This is a genomic window from Methylobacterium durans (assembly GCF_003173715.1).
Lineage (GTDB): Bacteria > Pseudomonadota > Alphaproteobacteria > Rhizobiales > Beijerinckiaceae > Methylobacterium > Methylobacterium durans.
The window spans coordinates 4,953,481-4,965,076 of record NZ_CP029550.1 but is presented as its reverse complement, the minus strand read 5'-3'; the positions used below and the strand labels follow the sequence as shown (position 1 = coordinate 4,965,076).

Sequence of the window (11,596 nt, the reverse complement as noted above, 5' to 3'; positions counted from 1 at the left end):
TTGCTATGCTGGCGCGCTGGTTCAAAGTTGTTTCATCGGTAGCGAACACCATCAAGCTTGGCCCCATGTCTGTCCCTGATGCTGCGGCTGGGTCATTCCTAAATGAGTTCATTCAGGTGCGAGGTAAGGTCGAGCGAGGCGAGTGGAGCGTTACCCAAGCTGAGGAATGGGCCGAGGCGAAGGGCTGGGAGCTCTATCGGTTCGTCTACCCTGAGGCGGGATCAGACCGGCTGAGTGAGCCGTTCTGGCCATTGCCGCTCGCCACAGCATGGATTTTAAGCCGGGTACCAGATGAGGCCCTTGCCGCCTGGCGTCAGTACAAAGTCTGGGGGAGAGCTCTGCGGCGAGAGCAGCCTTGGGCGGAAGCCGTCGAGGAGCTTTGGCATAGGCTCATGGGTGATGCGTTGGCGGCTTGGGGGCGGCCTTCCGGCACTAGAGAGCGAGTGCGTATCCCTGCGGAAGCGTGGCTTGATCTGACCTGGGAGCGCCTCGGCTCGGTGGAAGACGTTCGCCCGCGTCATGCAAAGGGCATCTCCTACCGCGACGTTCGGTTGAAGGCAGAGGACGTTCGCGCGCTCTGGCCCGCAATGAAGCCCGGCACCGCTAAAGCCAAGGCAACCGCTGCCGCGGAGAAGGACTGCCGCCGAGAGCTCACGAAGCTGATGCGTGCCGCACCCGATGGGCCGACGTCGAAGGCGGCTCTTCGGGATCGATTCCCTCAGGTGTCCAACCGCGGCTTCGAGCGCGCTTACCGAAGCGCGGCTCAGGAGGCGCAGGCGCCACGATGGCAGGCGCCCGGACGGCGCGCGCGTAAATCACCGCAGGATTAATCGCAGCGCCAAGTTAATCGCGTCGCCTATTTCGGGTGGAAGGCCTCGGGCACTCTTGCTGCGCGTCTGGAGTGGCCCTGCGCCAGGGCAAGCCCCTTGCGCGCTGTCAAACCCGAGGAAAGTCATGACACCGCGACCCGACTCGCTACTCGAGCGAGTGGAATCACGCTCGCCCTCAGCACTGCGCGCCAACCCGCGCAATGCGCGCACCCACTCCAAGCACCAGATCCGGCAGATCGCCGACAGCATCGAGGCGTTCGGCTTCCTCAACCCCGTACTGGTGGACGAGGCCGGCATGGTGTTGGCCGGTCACGGCCGCCTGGCTGCCGCCAAGCTCCTCAAGCTGACCGGCGTCCCAACCCTCCTCGCCAGTGGATTGAGCGAGGCCCAGAAGCGCGCCTATGTCCTGGCCGACAACAAGCTGGCCGAGAAGGCCGGCTGGGACCGCGCGCTGCTTGCCATCGAACTGGGCGAACTCGCCGAGCTCCTGCCGCCGCTCAACTGGGACCTGACACTGACCGGCTTCGAGACCGGTGAGATCGACCTCATCCTCGCTGACCACGAGGAGGAGGAGCCCGCCCCTGAAGACGCCATGCCCGAGGTGACCGGGCCGGCGGTGACGCGGCGAGGCGACCTCTGGTGCCTGGGCGCGCACCGCCTCCTGTGCGGTGATGCGCGCGCAGCCGACGATCTCGACCGCCTCATGGCCGGGGTGCAGGCCGACATGGTCTTCACCGATCCGCCCTACAACGTGCCCATCGCCGGACACGTGCAGGGCCGCGGGCGCGTGCAGCACCGGGAGTTCGCCTTCGCCTCGGGCGAGATGAGCGAGGAGGCGTTCAGCCGCTTTCTCCACGACAGCCTCGGCAACGCCGTGCGGGTCTCGCGTGCCGGCGCCGTGCACGACGTCTGCATGGACTGGCGCCATGTCGCGGCCCTCATCCGCGTGGGTGAAGAGCTCTACGGCGCCCTGCTGAACCTCTGCGCCTGGGCCAAGACGAATGCCGGCCAGGGCTCATTCTATCGCTCGCAGCACGAGCTCGTGGCGGTGTTCCGAGTGGGCGATGAGGCGCATCAGAACAACGTTCAGCTCGGCCGCTTCGGGCGCAACCGCAGCAACGTCTGGAGCTATCCTGGCAGCAGCGGGTTTGGCGGTGAGGCTGACCGGGCCGACCACCCGACGCCGAAGCCGGTGGCCCTGGTGGCGGACGCGATCCGCGACTGCACCGGTCGGGGTGCGCGCGTGCTTGATCCGTTTCTCGGATCCGGCACGACGCTGCTGGCGGCCGAGAAGGTGGGCCGCTGCGGCTACGGCCTGGAGTACGAGCCGGCTTATGTGGATGTGGCGATCCGGCGCTGGCAGACCTTCACGGGCCGGGATGCGGTGCTGGAAGCGGATGGCCGGACCTATGCTGAGGTCGGGGCAGAGTGGAATGAGGCTGAGCTAGATGTTTGGTCCCGGGATTTGGTGGTGCGGGTTCTGGGTGAACCTAGAGGGCTCCTCCGTCCAAGCTTTGCAGATAGCTTCGTAGGGCGTGAGGCCGCGTAGCGTCTTGAGGCGGCGGGCGAAGTTATAGGCGGCCACGAAGTCGGCGAGGTGCTGCCGAAGCTGACTGTGGCTGTCGTAGTAGAAGCGCTTGACGGTGGCGTCCTTGATCGTGCGGTTCATCCGCTCAACTTGACCATTCGTCCAGGGATGGCGCGGCTTCGTGAGACGGTGCTCGATGTTGAGGTCGGCGCAGGCGCCCTCAAAGGAGTGGCAGCGGAACAGCACCTTCTCGGCGCGCATCGCTCTGATCTCTTCCGGCGTCCAAGTGTTCCCGGACGGCTCGGTGAAATGCGTGCCGTTGTCGGTGAGCACCGTGTGGATCTTGTAGGGAACGGCGGCAGCAAGGGCCCGCAGGAAGTTGCCGGCGACCCGGCGCGTGGCCTTCTCGTGCAACTCGGCGAAGGCGAACTTGGAGGTCCGGTCGATCGCCACAAGCAGGTAGAGTCGGCCTTCTTTGGTGTGCACCTCGGCGATATCGATGTGGAAGTAGCCGAGCGGGTAGCGCTTGAATTTTGCACGTAGCGGCTTGTCGCCATCCACTTCGGGGAGCCGCGAGATGCCATGGCGCTGCAGGCACCGGTGCAGGCTTGAGCGTGTAAGGTGCGGGATCGTCGGCTGCAGGGCGTAGAGGCAGTCGTCGAGTGGCAGCAGGGTGTGCCGGCGAAAGGCGACGATCACCGCCTCGTTCTCGGCCGTCAGCACCGTAGACCGGTGTTCCGTTGGCCCCGTCTTCCGGTCAGCCACCGAGGACCGCTTCTTCCACTTCGCGACGGTCTTCGGGTTGACGCCGTAACGGGCCGCCAACGCCCTCAGGCTCGCTTGACTATGCTGTATCGCTCGACGGACTGCCGCTGTCGTCGTGGCGCTCCCGTGCTGAACCTGGCCCATAGCGCGTCCTTCCACTCTCGTGAGAAAACTGCACCATCAAACCCTGGGATCAAACATCTAGATCTGTGTAGCCGCGCAGGAGACCGGTCATGAGCCGATCCCGGCGCCCAGGCCCAAGCGAGAGCTCTGACTACACGGTGGGCTTTGGACGGCCGCCGCAAGGCTCGCGTTTCAAGCCAGGTCAGAGCGGCAATCCGCGCGGCCGGCCGAAGGCGCAGAAGAGCACGGCGCAAATGCTGTCGGAAGCGCTGTTCATGCCTGTGGCAGTGACGGAGAACGGCCAGCGCCGGCGCATGCCGGCACAGGCGCTGTTGTTTCGGACTCTGATGCGGGATGCGCTCCGCGGAGACCGGCACGCCATCCGCTCACTGTTGACGCTGATGAAGGCCTTTCCGGAGACGGGCCCTGAGCTGAGGATTACGGAGGATCATGGCGCGCGCGTGCGGGAGATGCTCGACCGCATGGCGCAGAACATGGCGATCGAGCAGGGCGTGTCTGAGCTGGTGCCCTGACGACTGGCTCGCCTCTATTGCGTGACCTGTCACGTCGGGCTGGGGTGCCACTGCGGACTGCCTGAGCCGCAACGTCCGGTGCAAAGAGCTTGGTATCGCCGATCCGACGGAGCGTTGGGCGGTCTCAGGACCACCTTCACGCGCGCAATGTCACGCTCCCCCTGCCCTATTCCACCTCAGGGCGGTGTGTCTGCGGACCATCGACACGTCGATGATCACGAAAATGCTGGCAGAGCAGCTTCAGGTATCGGACGTGATCATGAAAAAGGCGGCCGAATAAGCTGCTCCGGCACTCGGAAGGAGTGGCTGCAATGCTGTTCCTTTGTGGCAACGTGGCCAGCGTTTGCCCGGCGTCGCCCTGCCGATCGACGGCGGCTATACGGCAGCCTGAAGAGCCGCTCAGGCGAGGTGCCTGAGGCGGCCGTCAAACATCTCTCGGTCGCTGCCGCCGGGAAGCCGACATTCAGCTTCGCGCCCATTCCGGCCGTTCAGCAGATCCGCCCGGCATCTCCAAAGCGGTCATTCGCCGACTGGACATCATGGAACGTCTTCGCGCCTGCCGCCGAGCGCACCAGCATTCCGTCGTAAAAATCCGAAGCGGGCTTGCGCGCGGTGCGGCCTATGCCTGCTCGATAATCTGAGCCGCGGCCGGATTTCATGTGTCCCTGCCTATTTTGTTAGAGCCACGCTTCCCGATCAGAGAGACGATGCTGTGACCTCCCCCCAGCCGACACTGGCTCTGCTGGCGATCATGTCCTTCCCGATGTAACGCCAGTGATGCCATCTCGAGATGCGGGCCGCCAGCTGCCGCGATCATAATGCCGACGCCTGGAGCCTTGAACACCAAAGCTCCTGGCGCGCCTTGAGCTCGCTCGTCCTGGCGACTTCCGGGAAGTCGTCGCGCAGACGTTCAAGCTCTTCGAACCTGAACTCCCGCTCTCCGTGCTCCCGCCACGCTGCCTGCAGTGAGGCGTGAGGGCTGCTGCCCTGTCGCAGCGTAAACCACAGACCGTTGCGGTGATTGTCGACATGCAGGCTACGGCCAACCCAAGCCTCGCCCGTCGCTGTACAGATCACCGCGTAGACGCCCCACGCCGGCTTGCGCTCCTTGTAAGCTGCGATGGCAGCCTTGCGGGCCTGTCTGTCCATGACATCCTCCTCTTTCTACCCGGATGTTATTGACACCGTATTCTATCCGGGTAAATAGCTGGCATGTCGAAGAACGCTGGACCTCCAATCCGTCAGAACACGCGGCGCTGCGTGGCCTTCGCCGGCACCGCACGGATCGCGACCGGGACCTTGAGCGAAGCTGCGGGAGCAGCCCGCCAGAGGCTGGACCAAGACCCGAGCACGACGATCTTGGTGTTCGATCGCGAGACTGCTGAGGTCATCGACCTCGACCTTCGCGGCTCCGTGCAGGACGTGGTCACCCGCTATGCCGCGGCGCAAGCACCCGCGCGGGAGACGGGCACCCCGAAGCGAGGCCGCCCCAAGCTCGGCGTCGTTCCGCGCGAGGTGACGCTCCTTCCGCGTCACTGGGACTGGCTAGCTCGCCAGCCTGGGGGCGCATCCATCACGCTGCGCAAGCTGGTCGAGGCAGCCCAGAGGTCGAGCGCGACCGCGGCGAAGGCCCGCTCTGAGGCGGCCTACAGGTTCATGTCGGCGATGGCAGGTGACCTGCCGGATTTCGAGGAAGCCGCCCGCGCTCTGTTCGCGAACGACCTAGAGCGGCTGGAGACATTCGCGTGGCAGTGGCCCCGGGACATTGTGGACGAGGTGGTGATGTACGCAAGACGTGCGACCAGTTCCTAGGCTCTGGACAGGCCGATTGGCATCTTGGCACGACCAAAGCCAGTGGCCGCACCCTCGAAAAGGCGCGGAAACCCGCGGGAGAATGCCATTCTCTCATTCGGCTGAAATGGAGAAACATTTGCTTGAGCTAAGCCACTCAGTTTACGACTGACAGGCTGCCGCCGGGTGTCGGATCGCCTGGGAGAGACATGCGAAGCCCCCACGGGAGGAGCCGTACCATGCCTGATCGTAACGGTGTGCCTGTCTCAGATGCTCTGCCGGGGTTGTCCGACGGGGTCCAGGAATGCCCCTGCCGAGAGGGCATGTACGCGGCTCAAGCTGACCGGCGACGTTTCCTCTTGGCGGCTGGGTCACCTGCAGGGGCTGCGATGGCCTTTGGCGTGGGTTCCGCTCGGGCTGAAAGCAAGGCGCCCGCCGGTGCCCAATGGTTTGCTGTCCCGGAGGACCCAACTAAGGAACAGGGGCGGCCGGTCGGAGCTGACGGCGGCTACGGTTCACGTTCCCAGTTCGAAACGGCTGTTCGTGTCCGTTACCCCACTCCGAACGAGAACACGTCCTGGTCTTTGACGCCGCTGGCGGCGCTCGATGGAAACCTCACGCCCTCGGGCCTGCACTTCGAACGGCATCACGGCGGGATCCCGACCATCGATCCGAGCCGCCACAGCCTCATCGTGCACGGGATGGTCGACACGCCGAAGCGGTTCACCATGGCTGAAATCAAGCGCCTGCCCTCGGTGACGCGGAAGCACTTCATCGAGTGCTCCGGCAACGGCCTGACCGAGTGGAAGAAGCCAACCCGTAAGACTGTCCAAGAAACGCACGGGCTTCTTAGAGCCTGTTTGAGCACCTCCGCCGGCCGTCCCCATCTGTCTCATGAGCCAACATGAATTCCGCCTGGCGGGGCGGAGTGGAGAGCAGATGTGGACGGACCGACATCGGACGCGTCATGAGTCGCGCCTGAAGGACATGGTGTTGCAGGCTGGCTTGGACGAGGTGGCCTGTTTTCTGAAACGAGCCGATCCGCCGGGCCGTCCAGAAGCGACAGCGGCGCGTCAAGTGCTGGCCGGGATCGCTTGGCACCTGCGGACGGGCGGAGGTTGGCGGGCATTGCCGGCCGGCTTTCCGCCCTGGCGCACGGTCTATGGCTGGTTCCGGCGCTGGATCGAGAAGGGCCTGTTCGAGAGCCTGATGCGGGCTCTGGCGCGCCGTCAGCGGCGGCGTTGCGGACGTCGGCCCGATCCACGGCTGGCGGTCATCGACACGCAAAGCGTCAAGTGCATCGGGGTCCGCGGGCCGCGCGGCTACGATGGTGCCAAGAAGCTGGTCGGGCGCAAACGCGTGGCTCTGGTGGATGCCCAAGGGCACGTCCTGGCGCTGGCTGTCGTGCCCGCCAACGTGCAGGATCGCGACACGCTGCCGGCGCTGGATGCGGGCAAGCAGACGTGGCCCAGCCTGCGTCTGGCTCTCCTCGACGGTGCCTTCACGGCCGAGCGCTGCCAAGAATGGTGCAACCTCCACGGCATGCGCCACCGCGTGGTCGAGAAGCAGCCGGACCAGAAGGGCTTCGTCGTGCTGGAGCGGCGCTGGGTCGTAGAGAGAACCTTCGGCTGGCTCAGCCACTGGGGTGGCCTGCTCCGTGAGCGCGCTGGTCGCCTCGACGTTGCAACGGGACGCCTCGCCTGCGTCGCCAGCCTCATGGCCGCCAACGCCCTCAACAATCCCGCCTGAAAACAAGACCTCAAACAGGCTCTTAGCACCTCCGAGTGGACTGGGGTGCTCTTCTCAACGCTGGCTCGTGAGGTGGGTCTCGAACCGGATAGCACCTGGGTACTGGCAGAAGGCGCGGACGCCGCCGTGATGACGCGGTCGATCCCGATGGAGAAGATGCTCAAGGACGCGATGATCGCCTACGGTCAGAACGGCGAAGCGATCCGGCCTGAGCAAGGCTATCCCATTCGCTTGCTGCTGCCCGGGTACGAGGGCAACACGCACATCAAGTGGCTGCGCCGTCTCGAGGTCAGCGACAAGCCATTTATGACACGTGAAGAGACGTCGAAGTACACCGACCTGATGGCCGACGGTCGGGCGCGTATGTTCACGCTCGATATGGAGGCGAAGTCGGTCATCACCTTTCCGTCAGGTGATATGCGCTTGCCAGGGCCGGGTCTCTACACGATCACCGGCTTTGCCTGGTCGGGCCGCGGGCGCGTCCAATCCGTCGACGTCTCAATCGATGCCGGCAAGACTTGGTACCCGGCCCGTCTCGAGTCGACGCCGGAGCCGATGTGCACGGTGCGGTTCTCCTTCCCCTGGCGGTGGGATGGTACACCGGTCGTCCTGCAGAGCCGATGCACCGACGAGACCGGCTACCTGCAGCCGACGCTTGCCGAGCTGGTCGCGATCCGCGGGGACCACGGCCCGGCGGCCTCCATCTATCATCTGAACGCCATTCAGAGCTGGGCCGTTGCGCAGGATGGAGGGGTCAGCAATGTGCATGCGTGAGGTCAACCGGATGGTTGCGGTCCTCGCGGCCGCCCTGGCGCCGTGCTCCGTCTCGGCGCAGATGGCTCCCGATACCCGACTCGGCGTTGGTCAGACCGTCACCGAAGCTGATCTCAGCGCGTACTTTTCGATCCCGCCGAGCGGCCGGGGCCTGCCGCCTGGCTCAGGGACGGCAAAGGAGGGTGAGATCGTTTTCAGGGAAACCTGTGCCGCCTGTCACGGCGAGCAACTCCAGGGGAACATGTCACCCGGGGTCGGAGCAGACAAGCTGATCGGCGGTCGCGGCAGCGTTGCCACGAACGATCCGGTCAAGACCACCGAGAGTTACTGGCCGTATGCAACAACGCTGTTTGACTACGTCAAGCGTGCGATGCCCTTCAACGCTCCAGGCTCACTGAGCGATGACCAGGTTTACAGTGTTGTGGCGTATGTCCTTGCACAGGGCAAAATTATAAAAAAGGACAAAAAAATAGACGCGACGACGCTGCCGAAAGTGCAGATGCCAAATCGCGATGGTTTTGTTGCCGACCCGAGACCTGAGCTGAGCCTGTATCGATAGCGTTTTTGGCGCCTTCTCGCGGCATCGGAGCTGTGCAGTTACGTTGCGATGGCTCGCAAACGATCATCGCGTGCGATCAGCTGAGCAAGAATCAGCTCGGCGCCCGCGATCTGGCCTCTGGGTCAGAGCCCGAGCGGTTCGCGAGCTCATTGAAGGCTTGCACGCAGGTACGCGGCGTTGGCAGGCTCAACTACCATTGACTGGAAAGCTCTTGCAGCGCCTCAAGCGGAGCCGAGAGCGTAGATGAGGGCTAGGCTGATGGCGATCAGCACGACGAGGGAGGCTGTGACGGCGGCCGTCACGCGTCCGCCGACTCGAGCAAGGGCTCGAACGTCCACGCCGAGCCCGAGAGCTGCCATCGACACAACCGTCAAGTAGCTCGCGACCTGCTTCAGCGGCCCAGCAGCTCCATCCGGTATCAGCCCGAGCGAACGCAGACCCGCGAGCGTCATGAAGCCAAGGATGAACCAGGGCACCAGCCTGAAGAAGCTGAGGTGGGTCGGTCGGCCCTGCGCCGTCGCGCCTTCAGGCGGCAGCAGCGGGGCGATCAGCGAGAGCACCACGACAACGGGCCCCAGCATCAGCACCCGGACGAGCTTGACGAGCGTGCCGACCTGCGTGGCGATCAGCCCGACCGGCACAGTCGCGGCCAAGACCTGCGGCACGGCGTAGACGGTCAGGCCCGCCAGGACGCCGTACTGGTTCTGCGACAGCCCGACGAGTGGGATGAACAGCGGCAAGCCGAGCACCAGGAGGACGCCCAGCACCGCCGTGAAGGCGATCGCCGCGGCGACATCCTTGCTGTCGGCGCCGATCACGGGCGCCACCGCGGCGATGGCCGAGTTGCCGCAGATCGCGTTCCCGCAGGCCACGAGCAGTGCCATGCGGGCCGGCAGGCCGAAGGCCCGGCAGAGCCCGTAGCTCGCTGCGTTCGCCAGGATGACGATCGCGACGATGCCGGCGAGAAGCGCGGGACCGGAAGCCAGGATCGCGCCGAAGCTCAACGAGGCGCCGAGCAGCGCAACGGCCACCTCAAGCAATTGCTTGGCGCTGAACGCGATGCCGGCATGAAAGCGGGGACTTGGCTGCCAGGCGCTGCGGAGGCCGAGGCCGATCAGAATGGCGAGGACAATTGCTTCGATATAGGGGTGACCGAGGCTCGATTCCTGGATGTTCTGGATACCCGCCGCGACAACGGCGATTGTCAGGCACAGCATGATGCCCAGCAGTAGGCCCGGTATCTCACCCGCCTTCACCTGCAAATTTGCCGGTGCTTCTCGCGCCGAGGTTCTCAGGCCCATGTCATCCGTCCTGCCTCAAGTCTCGCCCCCTCAGGGCCACGTTCACGGAGTGACGACACCCGGGCGGGATTGCTCCCCCGGGCAGTTGTGGAAGCCATGCGAGCCTGCCGGCTCGCATGGCTTGAGCGGAAGATCAGGCGAGTCTGGCGGACGGAGCCGACCGCCGCGCGATGTGCGCATTGCGGTAGAGCGTCAGCGCGCCCACGATCGAGAACATCGCGGCGCAGGCAAGCCAGAGGCCGGGCATCGCTTTGTTGCCCGATGCGTGGATTAGGTAAGTGCAGATCGCCGGTGTGAACCCGCCGAAGATTGCCTGAGCCAGGCTGTAGGCCAGCGAGAAGCCGGTGGCGCGAACCTCCGGCGGCATGATCTCAGTCAGCGTGACGACCATGACGCCCTGGTAGCCGCCGTAGAGGAATGACATCCACATCAGCGTGGCCAGAAGCCGGCCGAACGACGGGTCGGAAACAAGCCACGCCATGATCGGGTAGGCGGTGATCCCAATGAGCACCGAGAACACGAGAAGGACCGGGAGGCGGCCGACCCGGTCCGACACCGCGCCCATGACGGGAACCCAGACGAAGTTCGCGAGGCCGACGCAGACCGTGACGATGAAGCTGTCCTGATCGCTCAGGCCGAGCACCTGCCGCGCGTAGGTCGGCGTGTAGGCCGTGATCATGTAGAAGAACACGCTCGTCAGCGTCACGAGCAGGACGGCCTTCAGGACGATGGCCCAGTTCTGGAGAAGCGAGCCGTAGATCTCGCCGAGCGTCGCGCGGCGGTGCTTGGCACGCTGGGCGAAATCCTCGCTCTCCTGCATCGAGCGCCGGATCCAGAACAGCACCGGGATGATCAGGCAGCCGATCAGGAACGGGATGCGCCAGCCCCAGGTCATCATCTGCTCCTCGGTGAGAAGACCGCGCAGCGTCACGCCGATGACGGCGGCGAAGACGACGGCGACCTGCTGGCTCGCCGACTGCCAGCTCACGTAGAAGCCGCGGTTCCGGGGGTCGCGATCTCGGACAGGTAGACCGAAACGCCGCCGGACTCAGCGCCTGCGGAGAAGCCCTGGAGCAAGCGTCCAATCAGGACGAGGATCGGGGCGGCGATGCCGATTGCGGCGTAGGTCGGCGTGAAGGCGATCAGGGCGACGCCGACCGACATGATCGCGAGGCTCATGACGAGGCCGGCGCGCCGTCCGTGCCGATCGATGTAGGCGCCCAGCACGATGGCGCCGAGCGGGCGCATCAGGAAGCCGACGCCGAACGTGACGAGCGACAGCATCAACGAGACGAACTCGTTGTCGTTCGGGAACACGGCCTTCGCCACCGCAGCGGCGTAGAAGCCGTAGACCATGAAGTCGAACATCTCGAGGAAGTTGCCGCTGACGACGCGAAAGACGTCCTTCTTCGTCGGCGGCCTTTTTACCGTGGCGTCCATGTTCCCTCTCCCGACAGCGGGGTGGTCCTTCGTCCGGGGTTGCCCCCGATGTCGATGAACAGCGCCAAATTGTTCTATTATTTAGAACGCCGTCTCATCTATCACTACGCTAATCAATGCCTCCACTCTCCGTCAATCGAAAAAGCGAATGATAACAGCGACGCTTGATTCAGTCATCAAACCGACATTGTAAGGATCTTTCT

General features: G+C 64.7%; 12 protein-coding genes and 2 pseudogenes. 9 read left to right on the top strand and 5 right to left on the bottom strand.

Going from position 1 to position 11,596, the window contains the following annotated elements; all coding sequences use genetic code 11:
- The first annotated feature begins 5 nt into the window (after positions 1-5).
- Together DK389_RS32755 and DK389_RS22845 are read left to right on the top strand one after the other, a co-directional pair.
- A complete protein-coding gene (locus tag DK389_RS32755; RefSeq protein ID WP_162560789.1) occupies positions 6-830 on the top strand; it encodes a hypothetical protein in 825 nt (274 codons plus the stop codon).
- A 157-nt stretch (positions 831-987) separates the two neighbouring features.
- Positions 988-2,379: a site-specific DNA-methyltransferase gene (locus tag DK389_RS22845; RefSeq protein ID WP_335645495.1), complete on the top strand. Its 1,392-nt coding sequence runs from the start codon at positions 988-990 to the stop codon at positions 2,377-2,379.
- Here the strand turns inward: DK389_RS22845 and DK389_RS22840 are convergent.
- Positions 2,275-3,267, bottom strand: coding sequence for an IS481 family transposase (locus DK389_RS22840; RefSeq protein ID WP_109888276.1), 993 nt, complete (start codon positions 3,265-3,267; stop codon positions 2,275-2,277). The genes DK389_RS22845 and DK389_RS22840 overlap by 105 nt on opposite strands.
- A gap of 89 nt (positions 3,268-3,356) precedes the next feature.
- Here DK389_RS22840 and DK389_RS22830 point away from each other — a divergent pair, with 89 nt between their 5' ends.
- Complete coding sequence (locus tag DK389_RS22830; protein WP_162560788.1) at positions 3,357-3,779, top strand: DUF5681 domain-containing protein; 423 nt, start codon at positions 3,357-3,359, stop codon at positions 3,777-3,779.
- A gap of 488 nt (positions 3,780-4,267) precedes the next feature.
- Here the strand turns inward: DK389_RS22830 and DK389_RS32750 are convergent, their stop codons facing one another.
- Both DK389_RS32750 and DK389_RS22825 read right to left on the bottom strand, forming a co-directional pair.
- Positions 4,268-4,438, bottom strand: a complete 171-nt coding sequence (locus DK389_RS32750; RefSeq protein WP_162560787.1) for a hypothetical protein — start codon at positions 4,436-4,438, stop codon at positions 4,268-4,270.
- A gap of 154 nt (positions 4,439-4,592) precedes the next feature.
- Entirely contained in the window at positions 4,593-4,928 is a 336-nt protein-coding gene (locus DK389_RS22825) for a GIY-YIG nuclease family protein (RefSeq protein WP_109893030.1), read from the bottom strand.
- A gap of 63 nt (positions 4,929-4,991) precedes the next feature.
- Between DK389_RS22825 and DK389_RS22820 the strand changes: the two genes are divergently transcribed.
- The 6 genes and pseudogenes from DK389_RS22820 to DK389_RS22800 all read left to right on the top strand — a co-directional run bounded on the left by DK389_RS22820 (position 4,992) and on the right by DK389_RS22800 (position 8,652).
- Entirely contained in the window at positions 4,992-5,591 is a 600-nt protein-coding gene (locus tag DK389_RS22820; protein ID WP_109893028.1) for a DUF2239 family protein, read from the top strand.
- Positions 5,592-5,959: 368 nt separating this feature from the next.
- Positions 5,960-6,478, top strand: a complete 519-nt coding sequence (locus DK389_RS22815; protein WP_236960277.1) for a molybdopterin-dependent oxidoreductase — start codon at positions 5,960-5,962, stop codon at positions 6,476-6,478.
- 31 nt (positions 6,479-6,509) lie between these two features.
- Positions 6,510-7,319, top strand: coding sequence for an IS5 family transposase (locus tag DK389_RS22810; protein ID WP_109895009.1), 810 nt, complete (start codon positions 6,510-6,512; stop codon positions 7,317-7,319).
- Between the two features lie 24 nt (positions 7,320-7,343).
- Positions 7,344-7,616: pseudogene (locus tag DK389_RS35730) on the top strand (molybdopterin-dependent oxidoreductase); the annotation flags it as partial.
- Positions 7,617-7,625: 9 nt separating this feature from the next.
- On the top strand, positions 7,626-8,093 hold the full coding sequence (locus DK389_RS35725; protein ID WP_418292072.1) for a molybdopterin-binding protein: 468 nt from the start codon (positions 7,626-7,628) through the stop codon (positions 8,091-8,093).
- A complete protein-coding gene (locus DK389_RS22800; protein WP_210206699.1) occupies positions 8,086-8,652 on the top strand; it encodes a c-type cytochrome in 567 nt (188 codons plus the stop codon). The genes DK389_RS35725 and DK389_RS22800 overlap by 8 nt, the downstream gene beginning before the upstream one ends.
- A gap of 221 nt (positions 8,653-8,873) precedes the next feature.
- On the opposite strand, the gene DK389_RS22795 is transcribed toward DK389_RS22800, so the two are convergent.
- Positions 8,874-9,953: a YeiH family protein gene (locus DK389_RS22795; protein WP_109893024.1), complete on the bottom strand. Its 1,080-nt coding sequence runs from the start codon at positions 9,951-9,953 to the stop codon at positions 8,874-8,876.
- Between the two features lie 133 nt (positions 9,954-10,086).
- A pseudogene (gene tcuC / locus DK389_RS22790) lies at positions 10,087-11,393 on the bottom strand (tricarballylate/proton symporter TcuC).
- Positions 11,394-11,596: the final 203 nt, after the last annotated feature.

Bases quoted from the DNA above. Each gene is read 5' to 3' on its own strand.
- DK389_RS35725 (WP_418292072.1), top strand. From the start codon at position 7,626: ATGACACGTGAAGAGACGTCGAAGTACACCGACCTGATGGCCGACGGT.
- DK389_RS22840 (WP_109888276.1), bottom strand. From the start codon at position 3,267: ATGGGCCAGGTTCAGCACGGGAGCGCCACGACGACAGCGGCAGTCCGT.
- DK389_RS22795 (WP_109893024.1), bottom strand. From the start codon at position 9,953: ATGGGCCTGAGAACCTCGGCGCGAGAAGCACCGGCAAATTTGCAGGTG.
- DK389_RS22800 (WP_210206699.1), top strand. From the start codon at position 8,086: ATGCGTGAGGTCAACCGGATGGTTGCGGTCCTCGCGGCCGCCCTGGCG.
- DK389_RS32755 (WP_162560789.1), top strand. From the start codon at position 6: ATGCTGGCGCGCTGGTTCAAAGTTGTTTCATCGGTAGCGAACACCATC.
- DK389_RS22815 (WP_236960277.1), top strand. From the start codon at position 5,960: ATGGCCTTTGGCGTGGGTTCCGCTCGGGCTGAAAGCAAGGCGCCCGCC.
- DK389_RS22820 (WP_109893028.1), top strand. From the start codon at position 4,992: ATGTCGAAGAACGCTGGACCTCCAATCCGTCAGAACACGCGGCGCTGC.
- DK389_RS22825 (WP_109893030.1), bottom strand. From the start codon at position 4,928: ATGGACAGACAGGCCCGCAAGGCTGCCATCGCAGCTTACAAGGAGCGC.
- DK389_RS32750 (WP_162560787.1), bottom strand. From the start codon at position 4,438: ATGAAATCCGGCCGCGGCTCAGATTATCGAGCAGGCATAGGCCGCACC.
- DK389_RS22810 (WP_109895009.1), top strand. From the start codon at position 6,510: ATGTGGACGGACCGACATCGGACGCGTCATGAGTCGCGCCTGAAGGAC.
- DK389_RS22830 (WP_162560788.1), top strand. From the start codon at position 3,357: ATGAGCCGATCCCGGCGCCCAGGCCCAAGCGAGAGCTCTGACTACACG.